This is a genomic window from Hymenobacter oligotrophus, assembly GCF_003574965.1.
Taxonomy (GTDB): domain Bacteria; phylum Bacteroidota; class Bacteroidia; order Cytophagales; family Hymenobacteraceae; genus Solirubrum; species Solirubrum oligotrophum.
Genome location: NZ_CP032317.1, coordinates 4002660 through 4026311 on the forward strand (window position 1 = coordinate 4002660; position 23652 = coordinate 4026311).

Here is a 23652-nt window from a genome sequence, read left to right on the forward strand (position 1 = left end):
AAGGTTGACCGGAGCAAACCAAAAGAACGTTATTCCTGGCCAAGCCTAGGCTACCTGTATACTGCCGTTAAACAGCAATTGCTTTCTGCGCCAATACACAGCTTGTTCCGGGCCACTTGTAGCGATGTTAGCTAGTGATTGAGTTTGAGGTTCCGGTTTAAATCAGCTGGCAAGTCTCAATTTCCATTTCGCGCATCTTGAAGATAAACGACTTCGGGTCAATGCGGTAGCGGCGCGAGTACGTATCCACCGTGAGGTGCTCGTGCGGTTCAGCAAACTTGATTTCGAGCTTCTTCGAGCCGGCGCATTCCTCCACGGCGGCCATAAAGCGGTCCATGAACGGCTCCGTAATGGTGCGCAGATCGAGTTGCACGCGCACGCCGTTGGCCAGCTTTTCGGCCACGTTGAACAGGGGCTCCATGGTCAGAATCTTGAACTCGAACTGATCGGAGTCGCGGAAACGTTGCGCGTACTTGCCCCGGATGTACATGGGCGGCACCTGCTCCTTGTCGTAGTTGCGCGGGTTGATGATGGCCGAAAAGCGGGTGTAATCGTCGCGGAACAAAGCCAGGTTGATGCTGGAGTCGTAGTCTTCCACGTTGAACGACACAAACGGTTGGCCCGTCTTGGTCGTCTTAAACATCACGTTCGAAATCAGCCCGGCCACCGTGATGTCGCGGTTCTTGTAGTTCTCGATTTTATCGAGCCCGCAGGTGCAGTACGAATCAATTTCCAGCTTGAAGTCGTCGAGCGGGTGGCCCGATAGGTAGAAACCCACCACTTCCTTTTCGCGGCGCAACTGCTCGGTAGCGGGCCAGGGCTCCATGTCGGGCACCTTGGGCAGCGGCATGGCCACTGCCCCGAACGCGCCGCCCCCAAACAAGCTCTGCTGGGCCGAGTCCTGGTCGGCCTGGTGCTGCTGACCTAGGCGCACGGCCTTGTCGATGAGGTGCTGGTCGCCGGACGGCGCCTCCACAAACTGGCGGCGGTGGTAGCGCTCAAACGAATCGAAGGCACCGGCCAAGGCCAGGCTTTCGAACGTTTTCTTGTTCACGGCGCGCAGGTTCACGCGCTTCGCAAAGTCGAAGATATCGGAGTACGGGCCTTTTTTCTCCCGTTCGGCCACAATGTTCTCGATGGCGGCTTCGCCGGCGCCCTTTACGGCCGCCATGCCAAAACGAATCTGGCCCTTTTCGTTTACGTTAAACTTCAGTACCGATTCGTTCACGTCGGGGCCGAGTACCTGCACGCCCTGCCGGCGCGCCTCCTCGATAAAGAAGGTCACCTTCTTGATGTCCGACATGTTGTTCGTCAGCACGGCGGCCATGTACTCGGCCGGGTAGTTGGCCTTGAGATAACCCGTTTGGTAAGCCACCACCGAGTAGGCGGCCGAGTGGGAGCGGTTGAAGCCGTAGGCCGCAAACTTCTCCATCACGTCGAACACCTCGTTGGCCTTCTTTTCTTTGATGCCGTGCAGCTCGAGGGCGCCTTTGCAGAATTTCTCCCGCTCCTGCGCCATCTTTTTCATGTCCTTCTTACCCATGGCCCGGCGCAGCAAGTCGGCGCCACCTAGGGAGTAGCCGGCCAAAATCTGGGCCGTTTGCATGATCTGCTCCTGGTACACCATAATGCCCTGGGAGTAGTTCAGGATGGGCTCCAGCAGCTCGTGCGGGTATTCAATGGGTTCGCGGCCGTGCTTGCGGTTGATGAAGTTCGGGATGAACTGCATCGGGCCGGGGCGGTACAGCGCGTTCATGGCAATCAGGTCCTCAATGTTGGTGGGCTTGAGGTCCTTGAGGTACATGCGCATGCCCTCCGATTCGAACTGGAACGTGCCGATGGTGTCGCCGCGCTGGTACAGCTCGTAGGTTTTCGGGTCGTCGAGCGGAATGTCGTCGATGTTGATGTCGACGCCGTGGTTCTTCTTGATCAGGGTAAGCGCGTCCACGATAATCGTGAGCGTCTTCAGACCCAGGAAGTCCATCTTCAGCATCCCCGCCGACTCAATCACCTTGCCGTCGAACTGCGTCACCAGCAGGTCCGAGTCCTTGGAGGTCGAAACCGGGATGTACTTCGTGATGTCGTCGGGGGCAATGATGACGCCGGCCGCGTGGATGCCGGTGTTGCGCACCGAGCCCTCCAGCTTTTCGGCCAGGCGCAAAATTTGCCCGCGCAGGTTGTCCGGCGCGTCGTCGCGGCGGATCATGTCCAGCTCCTGGTTTTCGGCAAACGCCCCGGCCAACGTGGTGCCGGGTTTTTCGGGCACCATCTTGGCCAGCTCGTTGGTGGCGGGCAAAGGCAGCTCCATGGCACGGGCCACGTCCTTGATGCTCGACTTGGCGGCCATGGTACCGAAGGTGATGATTTGGGCCACCTGCGTTTTGCCGTACTTATCCACCACGTAGTCAATCACGCGCTGGCGGTTCACGTCGTCAAAGTCGATATCGATATCGGGCATCGACACGCGCTCGGGGTTCAGGAAACGCTCGAACAGCAGCGAGTACTTGATGGGGTCGATGTTGGTGATGCCGACGCAGTAGGCCACCGCCGAACCAGCGGCCGAGCCACGGCCCGGGCCCACGGCCACGCCCATGTCGCGTCCTTTGTTGATGAAGTCCTGCACGATCAGGAAGTAGCCGGCAAAGCCCATCGTCTGGATAATGCGCAGCTCGTACTCCAGCCGTTCCTCGATTTCGGGCGTGCGCTCCGAGTAGCGCGGCGGCTTGGTCATCGTCACGATGCCCTTGCCCGCACTCGGTCCGAAAGCGCCCACGTACGTCAGCTCGCGCAGGAATTCGTCGGCGTTGGCAAAGCCAGCCGGCAGCGGGAAATTGGGCAACAGAATGTCGCGCGCCAGCTTGGGCGGCGTGATTTTGTCGACGATTTCGTTCGTGTTGTCCAGGCTTTCGGGCACGTCGTGAAACAGCGCCGCCATTTCCTCCTGCGTCTTGAAGTAGAACTGGTCGTTGGGGAAACCGAAGCGCGAGCGGGGCTTGGGCATCTGCATTTCCTCGTCGATGCGCATCAGCTGGCGGCGCACTTGGTCGTCGCGGCCGGCCAAGGGGCGCAGGTTGTCGAGGTGGTCGTAGAGTACCTGGTTTTCGCCCGAAATCAGCCGGAAATACCTGGTCTGAAAATCACCGACCGGGATGCTGTGCTCCTCGCCGGTATTCACGCACAACAGCAAATCGTGCGGGGCAAAGTCCTGCTGGTCGACGTAATGCGAGTCGTTGGTGCAAATCACCTTCACGTTGTACTTCTTCGCCCACTTCAGCAGCGTCTGGTTCAGGTCTTCTTGGCTTTTGCCCGTGTTGTCGATGTTCTGAATGCCGTGGCGCTGAATCTCGATGTAGTAGTCCTCACCGAATACATCGAGCCACCACTGCAGCAGCTTCTCGGCCTCTTCCTCCGATTTCCACAGCAAGGCCTGCGGAATTTCGGCGCCGATGCAGCAGGAGGTAGCAATCAGCCCTTCGCTGTACTGCAGCAGCAACTCCTTGTCGATGCGCGGGTACTTGCTGTACACACCCTCGATAAAGCTCATGGAGCAGAGCTTGGCCAGGTTCTGGTAGCCGGCTTGGTCTTTGGCCAGCAGCAGCTGGTGGAAGCGGTTGTCCCGCTCGCCCTTTTCGCGGCTAAACTGCTTTTTGTGCCGGTCTTCCACCAAGTAAAACTCGCAGCCCACAATGGGCTTCACGTTGTACTTGTTGGCCTCGGCCACAAAGTTGAACGCCCCAAACATGTTGCCGTGGTCGGTGAGGGCCACCGCGGGCATGCCGTCCTTCTGGGCCTTTTTCATCAGCGCCGAAATGCTGGCCTGGCCGTCGAGCAGGGAGTATTGGGTGTGGCAGTGGAGGTGCGAAAACGTAGGCATAAGCGGGGGCAATGCGGCACAGGGTTGGGGTGCTGCATCAGGTAAAGTTACCGCTGGGGTAGGGGAAAGAGAAATTGGGGGAACGGATGTTTTTGTGTATCAACAACAAAAAACTGCCGCGTTTCGAGCCCTTGGCAGCGTGGCTTACCTAGGGCCCCGCTGGTGCCGCAGGCACCGGCATTCGCCACCACCTAGGAAACCCGTGCAAGTTGGCCAAGGGCCGTGTTCCGGTGCAAAGGCTTACCTTGATGTCGGGCTGTTGCGAGCGGTGCGCGCCAATGCGGCCAAGAGCGGCACAACACCTATCGGCAACCCGCGTTTGTAATACCGGAAGCGTAACAGGTAGCAGCAAGGCGCTGCAAACCAAGTAGTATAATCGGTAGCTACTTAAGCCAAGTTCTGTTATGAAGTCCTTATCTGCGCTTACCGATCCGGTTTACCAAGAACCCAGCCAGTATTCGGCCATTGACCGATGGCTGCTGCGCTTTATTCAGGATAAGCGCGACTTGCCCTTTGCGCGGCTGGTGCTCAACATTACCCTTACGCTGGTGCCGTTGGCGGGGCTGCTGTACTGGCCCGGGCTGCCCGGCCCGGTGTGGTGGGCGGCTGCCATAGCCTATCATTTTCTCAACAATGTTACCTACAAAGGGCCTTTTGGGCTGATGCTGCACTGCACTTGCCACCGCATCCTGTTCAAGAAAAAGTACGCCTTCCTCAACCACTACCTGCCGTGGGGCATCGGGTTGTTTTTCGGGCAAACTCCCGAAACCTATTTTACCCACCACATGGGCATGCACCACGCCGAAAACAACATGCCGGAAGATACCAGCTCGACGATGCGCTACCAACGCGACTCGGTACGAAGCTTTTTGCTGTACCTAGGTACGTTCGTGTTGGTGGGCTTGTACCAGATGTCGAGCTACTTTGTCAGAACCGGGCGGCGCAAGTTTCTGTTTCGCTCCATTCGGGGCGAGGTGTTTTTCTTCGCTCTGTGCGTGGGCCTGAGCTTTGTGAACTGGCCGGCTACATTCACAGTGTTCATTCTGCCGTTCCTGATTTCGCGCGTGGTAATGATGCTTGGCAACTGGACGCAGCATGCCTTTGTCGATCCGGCAGCACCCAACGACGAGTACCGCAACAGCATCACCTGCATCAACACGAAATACAACCACAAGTGCTGGAACGATGGCTACCACGCCAGCCACCACTTAAAGCCCGCCTTGCACTGGACGGCTCACCCCGCCGAATTTACCCGCACCGTGCACGAGTACGCCGCCCACGACGCCATTGTGTTCGACGGCATTCATTACCTGCACCTGTTTGCCTGGCTTATGCTCAAGCGCTACGATCTTATGGCCAAGCACTTCGTGAACCTAGGCGACCGGTATGCCTCCGATGCCGAAGTAATTGAATTGCTGAAAACCCGAACCCGGCGAATTGCACCCGGACAGGCGGTTGCTGCAGCCGCGGCTGCCTAGCGCCAACGCGGTGTAATAAATACTACCGGGTACAACAGTTGAAGGCCCAAAAACGAAACGGGCTGCCCTAGGGCAGCCCGCTTCGTTTTTGGGAAGCAAGAGCTTATTTAACAGGCTTAATGACCAGTACTTCGCCGGGGCGCACGTTGAAATCGGGTTTGCCGTTCCACTCCATGATGTCCTTGATGGTAACGCCGTACTTGCGCGAAATGCCATACATCGACTCGCCGGGCGCTACCGTGTGCTTGATTGCGCCCGAGGCAGCGGTTGGGCTTGCAGCAGGGGCCGATGCAGCAGGTGTGGCCGGTTTAGTGGCCGGTGCCGGGGTAGCAGCCGGCTTGGCCGGGGCCGCGCTGGGGGCCGGAGCAGCCGAGGCCGTAGCACTCGGCGCCGGCGGCGCTACCCGGATAACCTGCCCAATCAGCAGCGCGGGGCTGGGGGGCAGGTTGTTCCAGGCAATAATATCAGCTGGCCGAATGCCAAAGCGGCGAGCAATGGAGTACACGTTCTCCTTGGGCTGAACCGTGTGCAAGCCCGAACTCGGCACCGGCTCTACGGTGGTAGCAACCGGGGCCGGAGCCGCTTGCGCAGCGGGGGCCGGGGCGGGCTTATCGGCTGAAGCTGCAGGTACCGAGGTAGGTGCTGTTGGCTTGGCTGCAGTGGGTGCTGCTGCCGGTGCGGGAGCTGGTGCCGGTTTGCTGGCGGGCGGCGTACTTGGCGCGGGGCGGCTGGCTGGCGTTGCGGGGGCCGCCACCACAGCCACGGGTTCTTCCTCAGCTGCGTCGGCGGCGGGCTCATCGGCCACGGGCGCAGAGGCCGGAAGTCCTTTGTTGCTGCCGGCAGTGGTGCTAGCGTACGCGGGTTGCTGGCTGGGCGCCGGTGCCGCTGCCGAATCGGGGGCAGCCACATCGTTGATGTTTTCGAGGTTCGAATCAGCAGCAGCTTCGCCGGTACCCACCGTGGCATCGGCTACCGCCGGCTCGTCTTGCACCGGTTGCGCGGGAGCGGGTTTGCTGGCCGTAGTAGCCGGGGCAGGGTTGATTGTGGCTGGTTTGCTCGGAGCAGGTTTGGGCGCAGTAGCCGGCGCAGGAACGGGTTCGGCAGGAGTGGGGCTGCCTACCGGCCGCTCCAAAGCTGCCGCTACGGCCCCGTTGGTATCTTTCACGTACTCCACGGCCACCTCGCGGGGGCGGGTGTGCTGCATCCAGAGTACGCGACCGGTTTGCAGCTGCTCGTTGGCAGCCATGCGGTTTTTGCTCCGAATGGCCTTGCTGCGCATTCCGTACTTCTGCGACACCGAGGCCACGCTTTCGCCTTGTTGCGCCACGTGGTACTCCACGGCCGCCTTGTCGCGCTTTTTCTGCACAAAGTAGGGCTGGCCAATTACTATCTGATCGAAAGGCTTAAGGTCGTTGTATTGCAGCAGCTTGCGCAGTTTTATGCCGGTGCGTTGGGCCAGGTCTTCTTTGCTCTCGCCGGGCAGCGCCACCACGGCGCGCAGGCCGTTCACGGTAACAAAGGCGGCGTTGGTGGGGTCAACTTCGGGCTTGGTTACCAGCTTGGAGGCGGCCTGCCGCTGCTGCACGGCCATAGCCAGCAATTGCAGCGAGTCGGTTACGGGCACCAGCGCCGTGTACGACTTATCGGTGGGCACCGCGGCGGCTAGCAGCCAACGGTTGTGCTTGCTCAACTCGGCTGCCGGCGTCTGGATGGCCTGCGCCAGCATTTCCAACGAGTGGCCTCCCATAGCGGGATACTCGCGCAGCATCATGGCCGGACGCGGGTTGGTCCCCACGGCGGGCTCGTAGGCCAGCTTGTGGGCCAGAAAGGTGAGGATGTACGGGTGCGTCTTCTCCGACACTTCCATTTCCGTGGCCGTCGCGTCGGTGGGCAGGGTGTAAGGTTTCACGCCGCCGGGCCCTAGGTTGTAGCTGAGCAGGGTGTTCAACCAGTTGCGGTACATCTGCTGCGAGCGGAGCAGGTACTTGGCCGCGCCGTGGGTTGCGGCTACCAGGTGCTTGCGTTCGTCAACCTGGTCGTTCACGAGTAGGCCAAAGTCCGATGCAGCTTCGCGCTTAAACTGCCAGTAGCCCACCGCATCGTGAATGCTCTGCGCATCGCCCTGCAAGCCGCTTTCCTGCAAGCAGAGGTAGCGAAAATCGAGGGGTACGCCTTCTTCCTGCAGCACTCGGTCGATGATCGGGAAAGCAGCATCGGCCAGGGCTACCCGCGCCTGAAACGACGAAGGGTGCCGCCGCAGGGCATCTACTTTTTGCTGCACGGCCGCCCGCCCCCCATCGGTAAGGCGCAGGCGCAAGCCGGCAAACTGAATTTCGGCGGGTACGGGTACGCTCTGGGCCGCCACCAGCAACGGCAGCAAGCAAAGCAACAAAAGCAGCAGTCTTTTCATAAGCAGGCGGAGCAGACGGAACCAACGCCGCACGGCTTATTCGCCGGTTCCTCAGCTTACAAAGTAGGCGAAAAAATGCGTCGGCGCGGCCTACTAACGCCTGCCAATGTTGTTTTTATATGCGAGCACCTAAGGCTTTTATTGCAGGAAAGGCGCTGCACTCGTGCTATACCCGATCTAGAAACCGCCGCCGGGAGGCGGGCCACCCGGGAAACCGCCTGGCCGGCCGCCGGGGCCAAAGCCACCGGGGCCGCCAGGATTATTGGGCTGATCGTTGGCCGGGGCGCCCGCCCCACCGAAGTTGCGGATGTTGTAGGTAAACATCAGCATCACGTAGCGCTGCAAGATGTTGGTGCGCACGTCCTCCGTGTAGGCCGGCGTAATGTTGCGCTGAATGCTGTTGTTCTGGCCCAGCAGGTCGAAGGCGTACAAACGAATCTCGCCCTGCTGCTTCGGCAGTATCTTTTTACCCAGGCTGGCATTCCAGAGCACAAAATTCTGGTTGAAGCCCGCCGCCAGGCCCGAGTAGGCAATGTGGTTTACATCGGACTGCAGCGTAACGCCCTTGGTGATAATCCAGCTGAAGCGCAGCGTGGTATTCTGGCGGAAAAACTGGCTGTTCGACTGGGTTTGCAGCGTGTTGCGCACGTACGTTTGGGCCGAGTTCGACGACACCGTGAAGTCGAGCTCGGGGCTGATGTTGCTGCTTAGCACTGCCCCGAAGGTGAAGGCTGGCGCGCGGTTGTAGTTCAGCCGCTCGTTTACGAGGCCCGGCGTTTGGCTGTAGCTGGCGCCCGCGTTCAGGTTTAGGTTCGATTTGATGAACGCCAGCGGCAGGGTGTAGTTGGCAAACGAGCGCAGCGTGTACTGCTGGTTCAGGTTTACGGGGCGCGTAATCTGGCCGCCGGCCGGCACAATCACGCCGCCAATGGCCGTGGGCCGCTCCACAATGCGCGTGCTGTTGGTAATAAAGTTATCGGTGTGCGAGCCGCCAATCAGCGCAAAAAACGACGTCGACTTTTCGGGCTTGGCGGCCGAGTAGCGCACAAACAGGTTGTGCGTAAACTCCTGCTGCAGCAAAGGGTTGCCGGTGGTAATCTGCAGCGGGTTGGCGTTGTTTACCACCTCCTGCAACTGGCCGATGCTGGGCTCCTGCGTGCGCATGCGGTAGTTGAGGCGCAGGTTTTGCTGCCGCGAAAAGTTGTAGCGCAGCATGGCATTGGGCAGCACGTTCAGGAAAGTGCGCCGCGTGCGGGCAGCCTGCGGAAACTCCTGCTCGTTGCGCAGCACGGCTTGCTGCACCGAGGCGCCCACCATCCATTGCAGCTGCTGGTCGTTGTAGCGGTAGCTCAGGCCGGCGGCGTTGGTGGTGTAGCTGCTCTCAAACACGTTGCTCAGCGGCGTGTTCAGGGCGGTGTAGCGGCCGGTGCTTGGGTCGAAGTTGTACGTCTTGCGGTCCGAGTCGTTGGGCGTGTAGCCGACGGTGTAGTTCAGCTGCAGTTGGCTTTTGAGGCTGATGGGCTCGGTGTAAATGGCCGAGGCATTCCAGTTCCAGCCTAGCTGGTCGAGGCGGGCGTACTGGTCGGTAAGCCGCCGCGACTCCGGCGTGCTCGTGAAGTCGAGGTTTTCTGAGAACAGGTAGTTGCTGCCGCTGCGGTCGTTGTAGGTGGTGTTCAGACCTAGGGAGAAGGTGCGGCCGCGCTTCAGAAAGCGGTGGCGGTACAGCAGTTGGTTGCCCAGCGTAATGCCCGTGTTGGCCGAGCGGTAGTCGCTGCTGTTGGTGCTTTGGGTGCTGTCGGGCACATCGGCAAACGCTTCCCGGTAAATGCGCCCATCGAGCGTGTTGTTGCTGGTGTTGCGCTGCACCGAAAGGCGCGGCTGCCACAACAGCGAGTTCAGCGAGTCGAACTTGTGCTCGATGCGCAGGCTGGCGCGGTTATTTATGTTGCGGCTGGTGGTAAGCGAGTTCTCGTTGTAGCGCAGCAAATCCACGTTGAAGGCGCGGGCCGTGGTGCTGTTGAGCGTATTGTCGCTTAGGTTGAAAAAGTAGCTGCCTTGCACGTCGGTCTTCTTGCCCCAGCTGTCGGAGTAGTTCAGACCTAGGGCATGGGTGCGCGAAATGCCGCCGCTTTGGTTTACCAAGAAGTTGCTGGCGTTGTTGCCGCCGCCTTGCCCGCCTTGGAAGTTGCCGCCGCCCGGGCCGCCGCCCCCGGGGCGTCCGCCGCCACCCCCGCCGGGGCGCCCGCCACCGCCACCGCCCTGGCGCGAGTTGCCCACCACACCAAGCAAGTCCTCGGTGCCGAAGTTCTGCTCGTTTACGTTGTTGCTCTGGGCAATAACCGAAATGCGCTGCTTGCCCTTAAACGAGTTGATGTTGCCGCTGGCGCGGTAGCGCGTGTCGCCGTCGGTGCCTTGGCCGGCGCCGGCCATTACGCGGCCAAACTGCCCGTTGCGGAATTGCGGACGCGTAACAATGTTGATGGTTTTCTGTTGGTTGCCGTCGTCGAAACCGGTGAACTGCGACTGGTCGGAGGCGCGGTCGTACACCTGAATTTTGTCGATAACCTCGGCCGGAATGTTGCGCAACACCGCGTCGGGGTCGTTGCCGAAAAACTCCTTGCCATCCACCAAAATACGCTGCACTTGCTCGCCCTGGGCCTGCACCTTGCCATCGGTGCCCACAGTTACGCCGGGCATTTTGGTAATCAGGTCTTGCGCGTTAGCGTCGGGGTTCGTCTTGAAAGCGCGGCTATCGAACTGCGCCGTATCGCCTTTTTGCACGGCGACCGGGGCGCGGCCCGTTACCTCCACGCCGCGCAGCGTAACCCCCGAAGCCTGCAACGCAAGCGTGCCAAGGTTCAGCGGCGCGCCGCTTACCGTAACTGCCCGCTTGAGCGTTTGATAACCCAAGAAGGAAACTGTAAGGCGGTAAGTGCCCGCTTCGGCGCCCGGAATGGTGAAGCTGCCATCGGGGTTTACGGCCGCGCCCACCCGCACCGAATCGGCCTGTAGGCGGGTAAGCAGCACGTTGGCGCCTATCAGCGGGGCTTGATCTTTGCTATCGAGCACGCGGCCGCTCACCGGGTAGGTTTGGGCCTGGGCTTGCGCGGCAGCAACAACAAATGGCAAGAGTATCCCTAGGGAGGCGTGTTTCATGACAGCGTAGCGTAGCCTGACGAGCGCCTTAGACAGCCCAAAGCCGCAAGCGTTTAATCGTCGGGGCGTATACGCAAAGCGCCGCCATTAGGTAGTTGCAGCTAATTGGCTGAAGTGCTACCGTTTGCGCACCAAAAATAATCCGTCGCGGATGGGCAAAAACACATTCTCGACGCGCTCATCCTGCTGCACAAAGTCGTTGAAGTCGCGCACGGCGTGGGCGTCTTTATCGGCTGGCTTGAGCGGGTAAGAGGGCAAGGCCTTGCCGCTCCACAGCACGTTGTCGATGAGAATAAACCCGCCCATACGCACTTGCGGCAGCACCAGCTCGTAGTACACGCGGTTGCGAATTTTGTCGGCGTCGATGAACACCATATCCCAGGTTTCGGCCAACGTCGGAATTACCTGCTCGGCGTCGCCGATGTACAGGTGCACGCGGCCACCTAGGCCCGCTTGCTCCACGTAGCGCTCCACGCGGCTGCGTAGCTCGGGGTTTTGCTCCACGGTGTGCAGCTCGCCGTCGGGTGCCAAGCCTTCGGCTAGGCATAGGGCCGAGTAGCCCGTAAACGTGCCCAGTTCCAGCACGCGCCTCGGTTGTACCATTTGGCTTAGCATGCTCAGCAGCCGACCCTGGTAGTGCCCCGACAACATGCGCGGCATCAGGGTTTGCAAATGCGTTTCGCGCACCAAGCGGCCAAGCAGCGGCGGCTCGGGCGAGGTGTGGTCGTCGGCGTATTGCTGAAGTTCGTCGGCGTGGTACATGGGCAGAGTTTGCGCGAAGCTACGCGGTGGTTTTTGCTAGAGCTAAAGAGCTAACCTTGGGGTTGAGGGGTTAGAGCTAGTTCCCCTCCTCAGATGAGGAGGGGCTAGGGGTGGTTGAAAAACTAGAACCAGAAGCTAGATCTAGTAACCGTTCAACGATCCGTCAACCACCCCTAACCCCTCCTCATCTGAGGAGGGGAACTAGCTCCTAATTCTAGCCCTAGCCTAAGCTTTTTGGCCATAGTAATTATCAAGCTTGAAACGGCACCAGCCGAAACTGCCACACGCCTTTGCCCGATTTGCCGGTTTCGAAAGCATGGCCGACGACGCGGTATAATCCCTCGTAGCGAAACACCAGCTCGTTGCTAAGCTCATCAAGCACTTTCCGAAAAACGCGCACGGGCAGGCCGGTTTCGGTGCTCTTCACCAAGGCTAGGTTACGGTCGTTCAGCACTTGATCTGACACTTGGTGCCCCGATTTTGGGTCGCGGCCGCCCTGGCCGGTGTAGATGATTTCGTCTTCGGTGAACACGTCGTCCTCGTACACCTGCGACATCACGATGCTCTCGGCGCCGGTGTGCTGCGAGCCGGCAATGCCCGCCCGCACCGGCCGGTGCATGCCCGACAAGCGCAGCTCGAGCCGGGAGCGAAACGTGTCGCCGGGCAAATACGAACCCACATGACCGAACTGCGGCTGCGCCATAATGCAAGTGTGGCGCGAAGACGTGCCCCGCGCCACCTAGGGTTAGCTGGGTTAAGTTTAGCGGCCTTGGCTGGTGCCGATCTTCGATTCGGGCACGTACTGCAACACGCTGAGCTGGTCTTCGCGCAGCACTTCGTTGGCGAGGTCTTGCAGCTCCGGCGAGGTTACTTCCCGGATTCGCTCGAATATTTCGTTGAGCGACTCCACGCGGCCTAGGTCGAGGGTGCTCTTGCCCAGCAGCTGCATCATACCGCCGTTGCTTTCTTCGGCCATGGCCAGCTGGCCCATCAGCTGCTCTTTGGCCATGTGCAGCTGCGCGGTAGTCAGGGGCTTTTCGCGCAGCAGGCGCAGCTCGCGCAGCACTAGCTGGGTGGTGCGCTCGAGGCGGGCTTTTTCGGTAGCGAAGTAAATACCGAACAACCCCGTGTCGGTGTAGGGCGCGTAGTTGGCGTCGATGCTGTACACAAAGCCGTACTTCTCGCGCACGGCCAGGTTCAGGCGCGAGTTCATGCCCGGCCCACCTAGGATGTTGGTGAGCATGAAAAAGGGCAGGCGGCGCGCATCGGGCAAGGCATAAGCCGGGCAGCCGATAAGCGAATGGGCCTGCGTAATGGGCTTTTGCTCGGTTTGGTGCTTGGGCTTGTAGTCGGCGAAGGGCAGGCGCGGGCGCGCACCCAATTGGGCCGGCAGCGGCGCCAAGTATTTATCGGCCAAGCGCCTTACTTGCTTAAACGGCAGGTTGCTCACCGAGCTAAACACCAGCCGATCGGTGCGCAGGTTTTCCTGCAGAAACCGGAAAAAGTCTTGTTGCTGAAAGGCCGATACGCTCTCGCGCGTACCCAGGATGTTGTGACCTAGGGAGTGCTCGCCGTACACCACCCCGTCGAAATCGTCGATGATAGCGTCCTCGGGCGTGTCGACGTACATCGACATTTCCTCCAGAATCACGCCGCGCTCTTTCTCAATTTCCTTCACCGGAAACACCGAGTTGAAGGTAAGGTCAGTCAGCAGCTCGAACGCCCGCTCGAAGTGCGTGCTCAGCAGCGAAGCGTAAAAGCAGATTTTCTCCTTGGTGGTGTAGGCGTTCAGCTCGCCGCCCACGGCTTCCAAGCGGTTGAGAATGTGAATGGAGCGGCGCTTTTCGGTGCCTTTGAAGGCCATGTGCTCCCAGAAGTGCGCCAAGCCGTACTGCTCGGGGCGTTCGTCGCGCGAGCCAATATCGAGTAGGAAACCGCAGTGGGCTACTTTGGTGTGCGGCACTTGCTTGTGCAGCACCCGAATGCCGTTGGGTAACTCGTAAAAATCGTATTCGAGCATGGATATGGAAATGCGGAACGGGGCTAAGCAGCGCCCAAAACGCTAAAAACCAGAGAAAGACAGTTGGTTGACCTAGGCTGGTGAGCCAAGGCAAAGGGCAGCAAAGGTACAACAGCAAAGTACGCCACTGTTACCTAGGTAAGTAATACGGCGCGGGGCACCTTAGCGTGCCGCTGCCACCGGCGCTGCCCACGCCTCGGCTTCGGCCAGCACACCTAGGAGCTGTTGGGTTTCGATGCCGTGGGCGCACCGGAAATGGCCTAGTGGGCACTTGCGGTAGCCGTGCAGGCCGCAGGGTTTACACTCCAGCTCCTCGGCAATTTCCACCACGCGGGCAAAGGAGCTAAGCGGGCCGAAGCCGAAATACGGTACCGTGGAGCAGAATACGGCGCAGGTAGGCGCATCCACGGCCGAGGCCAAGTGCTGCGGGGCCGAATCGTTGACGTAGTTGAGCACGGCGCCGCGCATCAGGGCCGCCGAAGCCAGCAACGACAGCTTGCCCGCCAGGTTTATTACCCGGGGCCGTCCGGCTTTTTCGAGCAAGTCCTGGCACTCGGCTGCATCGGGCGGGCCACCTAGCAAGTACACGGTGTAGTGCGCGGGCAAGGCCCGCAGCAGCTTAGCCCATTGCTCCCGCGGAAACTGCTTGGTAAACCATACCGAGGTAGGGGCAATGCAGATGTACGGGCCCGCCTCGGAGTAGGTCGCGGCGGCGGCCTCGTCGGCGGCGGTGGGGTAGAGGCGGGGGCGGGTAAGCGGAGCCGGTATGCCCGGCTCGAGCAGGCTAAGGTTGCGGCTCACCTCGTGCACCCCTGGCGCAAAGCCGTGGGGCAGCCGGTGCGTAAACAAAAAACTCAGCGGGTTCTTATCAAAACCAATGCGCTGCCGAGCACCCGAAAAAGCCGTGAGGAAGCCCGTGGAGGCAAAGCGTTGCAGGTTGATGACGCGCCCATAGTGGGTAGCGCGCACTTGCTGGAGCAGGCGCCACAAGCCCCCGTATTTTTCGTTCTTCTTATCCCACACCAGCACCTGCCGCACGTGCGGGTGGCCTTTCAGCAAACCTTCGTTGCCGCGGCGCACGAGCACGTCCACGGGCGTATCGGGCTCGGTTTCGTGCAGGCGCTCGAGCAATGCCGTAGCCAAAATCACATCGCCGATAAAGGCGGTCTGAATCAGCAAAATGGCTTGGTTAGCGGCTGGGCTTTGCATAGGATAAAGCAAGGATACAAATATACCTGCGGGCCGCTTTGCTGCAACTGTTATTGTACAATTTGCGAAAGCGGGCCTTTACCACCGGGCGCATCCTATGTTGCTACAACATATCGGCCCGAATAATTAGCTCCCGGGCGGGGCAGTTTGCCGTTAGCCCCTGGGTGCAAACTGCCAATTCCGGCCTTGGCACCTAGGGGCTAAAACCTAACTTGCACCCGGCTGCGCTGGCGGCCGCTATTCCGCACGCTAATACCCACTCCATGCGCTACGGCTCAATCTCCCCCGAACTCTTCGTCCACAACCGCCGCAACTTCGAGCGGCAACTGCTGCCCGGCTCGTTGGCCATATTCCACTCCAACGACATCATGCCTACCAACGCCGATGGCACCATGGCGTTCCGGCAAAACAACGACCTGTTCTACCTTTCGGGCGTCGATCAGGAAGAAAGCATCCTGGTCATCTTCCCCGATGCCAAGCTGCCGCAGTACCGCGAAATCCTGTTTCTGAAGGAAACCAGCGAGCATATTCTGGTGTGGGAAGGCTACAAGCTCACCAAAGAGCAAGCGCGCGAGCAGTCGGGCATCAAAACCATCATGTGGCTCGACTCTTTCAAGCAGGTGCTGCACGCCCTGATGAACGAGGCCGAGCACGTGTACCTGAACACGAACGAGCACATCCGCTCGGTGGTGGAGGTGCAAACCCGCGACGCCCGCTTTATCCGCGAAATCCGGGAGCAGTACCCGCTGCACAACTACAAGCGCGCCGCGCCCATTATGCACCAGCTGCGCGCCATCAAGAGCCAGGAGGAAATCCGGCTGATGCGCCGCGCCTGCGAAATCACGGGCAACGCGTTCCGCCGCTTGCTGGGCTTTGTGCGGCCCGGCGTGATGGAGTACGAAATCGAAGCCGAAATCTTCCACGAGTTCCTGCGCAGCGGCTCGCGCGGCCCCGCCTACGGCAGCATCATCGCCTCGGGCGCCAACGCCTGCATTCTGCACTACGTGAGCAACGACCGCGAATGCCACGACGGCGACGTGCTGCTGCTCGACTTCGGCGCGGAGTACGCCAACTACGCCGCCGACCTTTCGCGCTCCATCCCCGTGAACGGCAAGTTTACCGAGCGCCAGCGCCAAGTGTACGACGCGGTGCTGCGCGTGATGAAGTTTGCCAAATCGCAGCTGGTGGCCGGCAACAACATCGAGGATTACCACGCCGCCGTGGGCCGTACCATGGAGCAGGAGCTCATTGGCCTGGGCTTGCTCAGCCAAGGCGACGTGAACAACCAAGACCCCGCCGCGCCGCTGTACAAGAAGTACTTTATGCACGGCACCTCGCACTACCTAGGACTTGATGTGCACGATGTGGGCGCCAAGTACCGCACCTTCGAGCCGGGCATGGTGTACACCGTGGAGCCGGGCATCTACATCCGCGAGGAGGGCCTGGGTATCCGCCTCGAAAACGACGTGGTAATTACCCGCTCGCAGTGCGAAGACCTAATGGCCGACATTCCGCTGGAGGCCGACGACATCGAGCGCCTGATGGCCCAACGCTAGCAACACTTCATCTTGAAGTAATGCAAAACGCCGCCCCGGCCCGGGGCGGCGTTTTTCTTTTTTTGGCAGCGCCGGCAGGGCTTTGAGCAGTACGGCCAAACAAGGGCGCCAGCCGCTGGCACTCAGCAGGAACAGCCGCTTGTGCTACCCGCCGAACCGCAATAATATGCCCGAAAACACAACTAAGTAAGGCTTTGAAAAGTATAGTGTGGCGTTAATGTATGGGATGCAATAGCGTATTTCGCGCCCCAAACTGCTTTTCCTCACTTAAGCGTTTCGCTCATGAAACACCTTATAACCACATCTGTCCTGGGTCTGGCGCTGCTGGCGGCGGCCCCGCGCGGACAAGCGCAAAACGCCGACCGTCGTTGGGGCCTGGGCCTCAACGTAAGCACGTTTCAGTACAAAGGCAACTTCGGTTCGGAGTACTGGAAGCTCGATCAGGCGGAGTTTGGTCCCGGCCTCAGCATCAACCGCTACATTTCGCCGGGCCTCGACATGGGCCTGCACCTGAGCTACGTGGAGCTAAAGCACACCACCGCGCAGGGCAATCCGTACTTCGGTTCGAGCTTCGAAACCAACGTGATAAATGCCAACCTAGGCTTTAAGCTGAAGCTGAACAACGGTTGGGCCCTGAAGGAGGACGCCCGCGTGCAGCCCTACCTGCTGGTGTCGCCGGGCTTGGCCTTTGCCAGCGCCGGGGGTACCCTCAACCGCGACAACCAGTCGCGCACCTTCGACGAGAGCAAGACTTACTTCGATGTGCACGGTGCAGCGGGCATCAACTTCCGCCTGGGCGATGCCGTGGGCCTGTTCGTGCAAACGGGCCAGCACTTCCCGCTAGGTGCCAACCTCGATAACCAGCCCAACCGCGACGACAACAGCATCGACGACCGGTACCTGCAGCACACCGTGGGCCTGAACATCGGCCTGGGCAAAGCCAAGGATACCGACGGCGACGGCGTACGCGACAAAAAAGACAAGTGCCCGGACACCCCCGCTGGTGTGCAGGTTGACGAAAACGGCTGCCCGCTCGACGGCGACAAGGACGGTGTGCCGGATTACCAAGATCAGTGCCCCACCGAAGCCGGCAAAGCCGAGCTGCAGGGCTGCCCTGATAAAGACAACGACGGCGTACGCGACAAGGACGACGACTGCCCCGACCAGGCTGGTACGGCTGCCCTGCGCGGCTGCCCCGATGCCGACGGCGACGGCGTAGCTGATAAGAACGACAAGTGCCCCGACACCCCGAAAGGCGTGCAGGTAGACGCCAACGGCTGCCCGATTGATGCCGACGGCGACGGTGTGCCCGACAGCGCCGACCGCTGCCCCAACACCCCCGCCGGTGCCAAGGTAGACGCCAACGGCTGCCCCGAAATTCCGCAGGAAATCCGCAAGCTGGAGCAGCCCATCCGCTTCCGCACCAACAGCACGCAAATCCTGCCCTCGTCGTACCCCACGCTAGATAAGATGGTACGTGCCCTGCAAGAGCACCCCGAGTACAGCATCCGCATCGTAGGCCACGCCGACTCGCGCGGTACCGATGAGTACAACCAAGGCCTGTCGGAGCGCCGTGCTATTTCGGCCAAGAACTACTTTACCCAGAAAGGTGTGGACCCGAGCCGCATCCCGACGCTGGGCATGGGCGAAAGCGCACCCGCCGCACCCAATACCTCGGCCAAAAACATGTCGCAGAACCGCCGCGTTGAGTTCCGCTTCGAGTTCTTCATCCCCGGCCAAGAAGCTGCCCCGCAGCCCTAAGTCCTAGGTGATGATTCGCTAAAAAGCGGCGCCCCAGCAATGAGGCGCCGCTTTTTTTGTCGGCGAGGGGTGGCTCCTGTCATCCTGAGCTTAAGCGAAAGGCCTTCTCACGTCGGGACCCCCCCGACCCCCTCCCCAAAAGGAGAGGGGGAGCCTGATGACCTAGGGCCGTTGTCATGTCGAGCAGAGCGAGACATCAGAGGTGCTGACGCCGGATAGCATACACTCCCCTCTGCTTTTGGGTAGGGGCTGGGGGTGAGGTCCCGACGTGAGAAGGTCCTTCGCTAGGCTCAGGATGACAAACGGCGCAGCGGAGCCTCGGGCCTGCAGAAACAAAAGGGCCGGGGCAGCACTGCTGCCCCGGCCCTTTGGGTAAAAACCAGGAATGGCTACCTAGGCTACTTGGTGATTTCGCCAGTCATGCCCGGCAAAATCTTGGTTAGCTGATCGAGCTGCGCTTGCGTGAAGTCGCCGCTGATGGCCATCATCAAAAACGAATCGGGTACGTCCTGCACGCGGCTGGTAGCTACTACCTCGCGTATCCGGTCGCCGCTGCGGCGTACGGAGTAGCGGTAAGTGTTGCCGGCCGCGCCCTCGGTGGGCGTGGTGTTCAGGGGTTCGTAGCGTTCGTTGCGCAGCAGGCCGTCTACCTCATTCAGCAGGCCGCGCTCGGTGAGGTTGCGGGCGCGGGCCGAGGTAGGCGTAAAAGTTAGGGCCCGAATGCTGCGCACAGCCGTAATGGCCTGCACGGCGTCGGCGTCGGACATGCGGCTTACGCGGCCCAGCACAATCCGGGTCAGCAAGTTGGGCTCGTACGTAGTGGCCCGAAAGCCGGAGCGGTTTTCGTATTTGTTGAAAAACTCAGCAACGGTGCGAGCCGGAGTTTCGGGGCCGGCGGCGCGGCAGGCACCAAGCCAAAGCAGCAACAGCAGGGGCCAGAGGCGAAGCAGGGTAGGTTTCATCATGGCAGCGAAGTAAGGCGTTTGCGCAGATATGCACGCCTCTACGTGCCGCTGCGGCCGCAAGATTTACTCAAATGCCACCACGTTCAGGAAGAACACCTCGCGCGGGCTGCCTTGCTCGGGGCGCACGCGCTGGTAGCCGTAGGCCAAAAAGCGGCTGCCGTACCAGGGCAAAATACCCGTGCGCGTGGTGGAAACGGCTTTTTCGCGCAGGCCTTGGGTGTTGGTGGCCAGCGGCACGTGCAAATCGTTGGGCGAGGGCGCGGTGCGGTCCACAATCTTGTAGCGTATTTTATCCTCGTCGACGTAGGCCAAGGCCAAGCGGCGGCCATCGGGCAAGGGGCGGGCACGCACGGTTTCGGTAAGCGTGGGTCGCTCGGCGTTTTTCAGCACGAAGGTGTTGTCCCAGAGCAAGGTGCCGTTGCGGTCGAAGCCGCACACAATGGCGTGCGACGACCGGTAGCCGTCGAAGGTGCGGTTGGGCGCAAACAGCACCAGGCCGTACGAATCGTAGCGGTAGCGCGGGTAATAGATTTCGGCCATCAGCACGTAGCCATCGTCGAAGGGCAACATGCGGTGCGTGAGGATGCGGTAGCGCAGGCGCAAATCGCGGCCGGCGGCGCGGCGCTGCGCGCTGCGGGCCCGCAGGCGCTCGGCCCGGCGCGGCTTCATGAAATCGAAAAAGTGCTTGAGCACCGTGAAATCGTAGAAGCGCAACGGTGGCCGCGCGGTGGGCCCGCCCGATAGGTCGGTGGCAAACAGGCCCTGCGAGTACCTAGGGTCGCGCAGGGTGTAGGTGCCCGTGAGCAAGCGCCGCACGCTGTCGCCGGGGCTGAGCTCGGCCGTAACCAGCCCGCGGCCGCTTTCGGCCTGGATAAACTGCGAAGCCAGCAACTGCCCGCGCGCCGAAAGCTGCTTTACCTGCAAGCGCGACAGCCGCCCGTTGGTTTGGCTGAGCACGTAGCCCACGCGCTCGGTAGCCGAGTCGGCCAAAAAAGTAAGCTGCGTGGGCAGCGGCTCGTACACCGAGGGCAGCAGCCGGAACTCTTCGCCGTCCATGTCGATGTGCATTACGGTGAGGTGCTGCGCCACCTGCACCGTGGCAAACAGCTTGCCGTTAAGCACCTCCAGATCGTAGAGGTCGTTTACAAGTTTGGTATCGAAAGAGAAACCTTGGGTTTGGCCGTTGCGCAAATCGAGCCGGAACACCTGAAACCGCGACTGAATGTAGCCCGACTGAAACAGGGCGTAGGCGTAAGGCGTTTCGGCGCAGGCAAAACGCAGATCGAACTCGGTGGGCACCTCCACCACGGCTTCGCGCGCCAGCTGCAGCTCGCGGTTGAAATGCTGGAAGCGGTATTCGATCTTGAAGGAATTGCTGGGCTCGTTTTCCACGAACAACACCACCGTGCTATCGGGCAATGGCACCACCTGCACGTCGCTGTAGCTGGGCTCAAGCTTTAGCTCCAGGCGCTTGGGCTGCGTGGGAGCGAGCTGCGCACGCAAGCCCAGCGGCAGCCACAGCAGCAACAGCATCAGGTAATGGCGAGGCATAAGCAGGGGGTAGGGGTAGGGCGAAAGCAGCTTCCTTAAAAATACAACAAAGCCTGGCCAAAAGACATACCCCTAGGTGGCTTAGTGCGCCAGCTCGAGCAGCACGTCGAACTCGGCCGGTTGTAATGGCATTACGGATAAGCGCGATTGGCGGAGCAAGCTAATTTGCCGCAGCCGCTCATCGGCCTTAATGGCAGCCAACGATACGGTGCGCGGCAGGCGTTGGTGCGGGCGCAAATCCACGGCTACCCACGGTGTGTTGGGCTCGGCGGTGCGGTCGGGGTAGGCGGCGCGGGCTACCTCGGCAATGCCCACTACTTCTTTATCGGTAACGCTGTGGTACACGAGCACTAGGTCGCCGGGTTGCATTTGGGACAAGAAGTTGCGGGCCTGGTGGTTGCGTACGCCGGTCCAGTCGGTTTGGCCGTCGCGCTCGAGGTCGGAAAAGCTGTACGCGGCAGGTTCGGATTTAACGAGCCAGTAATTCAATGGAAGTAACAAGTAACAGGTGACAAGGAACACGATGCCGCAAACCAGCAGGTGCAAGTCAAAAGTAGCTACCAGCTTTTAGCCAACAGCCAACAGCTAATAGCTAACAGCTTATTTCCGTTTCACCTTCAGCACGTCGTTTTCGAGCGACACGATTTCCAATTGGTAATCGGGGTCTTTTTTGTCTTCGAGGCTGATGCGTAGGGTATTGTCGTTTGCGGGCGCCCAGGTGCCTTTGCGGCCCTCAATGCCGTCGGTGGGGGCAATGTCGTATTGCGTAAACAAGCCGTTTTGCTCGAAGGCAAAGCCCGTGCGCCCGCGCGACGGCGGAAAGTTGTAGGTATTGGGGCGGTACACGCGAATGTCGCCTTGGTCTTCTTCGTGGGCGTGCAGCCAGGTGCGGTACAGCATTTTCATTTTTAGCTCGGTGGCACTGCCCGAGTCGTTACGGCAGGTGCTCGAGAGCAACAGCACACAAAGGGCAAATAGCAAGGCAGAGAGTCGCATAGCGGCTAACATACGTAACCTAGGTGGCTTTTGCCGTAACCCTACCACGCCGCCCTGCGGTTTTGCGTATAGCTTTACTGCTTCAAACGATACTTGCCTTGGAAAACCGCGCCCTCATTCGCGCCTTTCGGCTGATGGCCCAGCTGCTGGAGCTGCACGACGAAAATCCTTTTAAGGTGCGCGCCTACGAAAGCGCCGCCGCTGCCATCGACCGCCTCGAGCAGCCCTTGGCCAACCTCGAGCCCAGCGAGTTTACTACCGTTGGGGGCCTAGGTAAAGGCGCTGCCCTAGCGGCGCAAGAGCTGCTGCGCACGGGCACCTTCCCCGAGCTGGCGCGTCTGCAAGAAGCCACCCCGCCCGGCGTGGTGAGCATGTTAAGTATCAAAGGCTTTGGGCCGAAAAAGATACGGGCCCTGTGGCGCGAGCTAGGCGTTGAAACCGTTGACGCGCTGCGCGAAGCTGCCGAGCAAAACCGCGTGGCTGCGCTCAAAGGCTTTGGCGCCAAAACCCAAGAGGCGCTGCTGCAAGCGTTGGAGTTCACGGCGCAAAGCAAGGGCAAGCTGCTCATCAACCAGGCGCAAAACCTGGCCGCGCAGTTGGTGACCTTGCTGCAGGAAGCCCTGCGCACCGAGCAAGTGGCCGCGGCGGGCGAAGTGCGCCGTGCCCTGCCGGTGGTCGAAACCATCCGGGTGGTGGTGGGCACCAACCAGCCATGGGCCGTGCACGAGGCCCTAGGTGCCATCGAAGCCTTGGTGGCCGATGATGCCAACTCGGGGCCCTTTGCTTGGCGCGGCACGGCGCAGGAGTCGGGCGTGAAGGTGGAAGTGCAAATTGCTACCCCCGAGAACTACACCAACTGCCTGTTTCTGCAAACCGGCTCCGATGCCCACCTCTCGGCGCCCCTAGGTGCCAAAGCACCGGCGGCCACGTTGCGCCAATTGGTGCGCCAAACCAAGTTTTTCAGCGAAGCGGCCATCTACGAAAAAGCCGGCCTGCAGTACATCGAGCCCGAAATGCGCGAGGGCGCCGGCGAAATAGAGGAAGCCGCCGCGCACAAGCTGCCTGTGCTGCTTACCGAAGCCGACCTGCGCGGCTCGCTGCACAACCACAGCACCTACTCCGATGGGGCGCACTCGTTGCGCCAAATGGCCGAGTTCCTGCGCGACAACGGCTACCAGTACCTAGGCATCTGCGACCATTCGCGCGCCGCGCACTACGCCAATGGGCTCAGCATCGAGCGGGTGGAGCAACAGCACCAAGAAATTGAACGCCTCAACCGCGAGCTGGCGCCCTTCCGCATATTCAAAGGCATTGAGTCGGACATCCTCTCGGATGGTTCGCTCGATTACCCCGACGAGGTGCTGGCTTCTTTCGACTTTGTGGTGGCCTCGGTGCACAGTGGGCTGAAGATGGACAAGGAGCGCGCCACCGAGCGCCTGTTGCGCGCCATTGCCAACCCGTACTGCACCATGCTAGGGCACCCCACCGGGCGCCTGCTGCTGCGCCGCGAGGGGTACCCGCTCGATTACGAAGCCATTATTGATGCTTGCGCCGAGCACAACGTGGCCATCGAAATCAACTCGAACCCTTGGCGCCTCGACCTCGATTGGCAATGGGTGCGCTACGCCTTAGGTAAAGGTGTGCGCCTGAGCATCAACCCCGATGCCCACCACACCGATGGCTACGCCGACATGCGTTACGGCGTGGAGCAAGGCCGCAAAGGCGGCCTCACGGCGGCCATGACGCTGAACGCCCTGACAGGGGAGGAGCTGGCGGCGTATTTTGAGCAGCGCCGCGCCCAAGCCGTAAAGTTTTCGGGGCCCAAGGCCGCCGCCACGAAACCCGTCGACTTCGGCCCGCTGTTCGGCTAAGGCGCCTCGGCGGTAGCCTAGGGGCTGGCATCAGAGAAACAAG

General features: G+C 60.6%; 15 protein-coding genes. 4 read left to right on the plus strand and 11 right to left on the minus strand.

What is annotated here, in order from left to right; all coding sequences use genetic code 11:
* Positions 1-157: 157 nt before the first annotated feature.
* Entirely contained in the window at positions 158-3874 is a 3717-nt protein-coding gene (gene dnaE / locus D3Y59_RS17250) for a DNA polymerase III subunit alpha (protein WP_119446168.1), read from the minus strand.
* A gap of 404 nt (positions 3875-4278) precedes the next feature.
* Here dnaE and D3Y59_RS17255 point away from each other — a divergent pair, with 404 nt between their 5' ends.
* Positions 4279-5352, plus strand: coding sequence for a fatty acid desaturase family protein (locus D3Y59_RS17255; protein ID WP_119446169.1), 1074 nt, complete (start codon positions 4279-4281; stop codon positions 5350-5352).
* Between the two features lie 103 nt (positions 5353-5455).
* On the opposite strand, the gene D3Y59_RS17260 is transcribed toward D3Y59_RS17255, so the two are convergent.
* From D3Y59_RS17260 to D3Y59_RS17285, 6 genes are all read right to left on the minus strand, one after another.
* On the minus strand, positions 5456-7762 hold the full coding sequence (locus tag D3Y59_RS17260; RefSeq protein WP_119446170.1) for a LysM peptidoglycan-binding domain-containing protein: 2307 nt from the start codon (positions 7760-7762) through the stop codon (positions 5456-5458).
* Positions 7763-7939: 177 nt separating this feature from the next.
* Positions 7940-10918: a TonB-dependent receptor gene (locus D3Y59_RS17265; RefSeq protein ID WP_119446171.1), complete on the minus strand. Its 2979-nt coding sequence runs from the start codon at positions 10916-10918 to the stop codon at positions 7940-7942.
* Positions 10919-11035: 117 nt separating this feature from the next.
* The gene (locus D3Y59_RS17270) at positions 11036-11680 is read right to left on the minus strand and encodes an O-methyltransferase (protein ID WP_119446172.1); all 645 of its coding nucleotides are present in this window, start codon (positions 11678-11680) and stop codon (positions 11036-11038) included.
* 250 nt (positions 11681-11930) lie between these two features.
* Complete coding sequence (locus D3Y59_RS17275) at positions 11931-12383, minus strand: YDG/SRA domain-containing protein (protein WP_119446173.1); 453 nt, start codon at positions 12381-12383, stop codon at positions 11931-11933.
* Between the two features lie 57 nt (positions 12384-12440).
* The gene (locus D3Y59_RS17280; RefSeq protein WP_119446174.1) at positions 12441-13700 is read right to left on the minus strand and encodes a M16 family metallopeptidase; all 1260 of its coding nucleotides are present in this window, start codon (positions 13698-13700) and stop codon (positions 12441-12443) included.
* A gap of 162 nt (positions 13701-13862) precedes the next feature.
* Positions 13863-14909 (minus strand): glycosyltransferase family 9 protein, encoded by a 1047-nt coding sequence (locus D3Y59_RS17285; RefSeq protein ID WP_119446175.1) that lies wholly within the window; start codon positions 14907-14909, stop codon positions 13863-13865.
* 263 nt (positions 14910-15172) lie between these two features.
* Between D3Y59_RS17285 and D3Y59_RS17290 the strand changes: the two genes are divergently transcribed.
* Positions 15173-16465, plus strand: coding sequence for an aminopeptidase P N-terminal domain-containing protein (locus tag D3Y59_RS17290; RefSeq protein WP_119446176.1), 1293 nt, complete (start codon positions 15173-15175; stop codon positions 16463-16465).
* A 282-nt stretch (positions 16466-16747) separates the two neighbouring features.
* Positions 16748-18226 (plus strand): OmpA family protein, encoded by a 1479-nt coding sequence (locus tag D3Y59_RS18835; protein ID WP_119446177.1) that lies wholly within the window; start codon positions 16748-16750, stop codon positions 18224-18226.
* Between the two features lie 398 nt (positions 18227-18624).
* Here the strand turns inward: D3Y59_RS18835 and D3Y59_RS17300 are convergent, their stop codons facing one another.
* The 4 genes from D3Y59_RS17300 to D3Y59_RS17315 form a co-directional block, all read right to left on the minus strand.
* Entirely contained in the window at positions 18625-19191 is a 567-nt protein-coding gene (locus D3Y59_RS17300) for a DUF4252 domain-containing protein (protein ID WP_119446178.1), read from the minus strand.
* A 63-nt stretch (positions 19192-19254) separates the two neighbouring features.
* Positions 19255-20742 (minus strand): hypothetical protein, encoded by a 1488-nt coding sequence (locus tag D3Y59_RS17305; RefSeq protein ID WP_162910871.1) that lies wholly within the window; start codon positions 20740-20742, stop codon positions 19255-19257.
* 81 nt (positions 20743-20823) lie between these two features.
* Positions 20824-21231: an EVE domain-containing protein gene (locus D3Y59_RS17310; RefSeq protein ID WP_119446180.1), complete on the minus strand. Its 408-nt coding sequence runs from the start codon at positions 21229-21231 to the stop codon at positions 20824-20826.
* A 111-nt stretch (positions 21232-21342) separates the two neighbouring features.
* Positions 21343-21738, minus strand: a complete 396-nt coding sequence (locus tag D3Y59_RS17315) for a hypothetical protein (protein WP_119446181.1) — start codon at positions 21736-21738, stop codon at positions 21343-21345.
* Between the two features lie 98 nt (positions 21739-21836).
* On the opposite strand from D3Y59_RS17315, the gene polX reads away from it, so the two are divergent.
* On the plus strand, positions 21837-23609 hold the full coding sequence (gene polX, locus D3Y59_RS17320) for a DNA polymerase/3'-5' exonuclease PolX (protein ID WP_119446182.1): 1773 nt from the start codon (positions 21837-21839) through the stop codon (positions 23607-23609).
* Positions 23610-23652 lie beyond the last annotated feature (43 nt).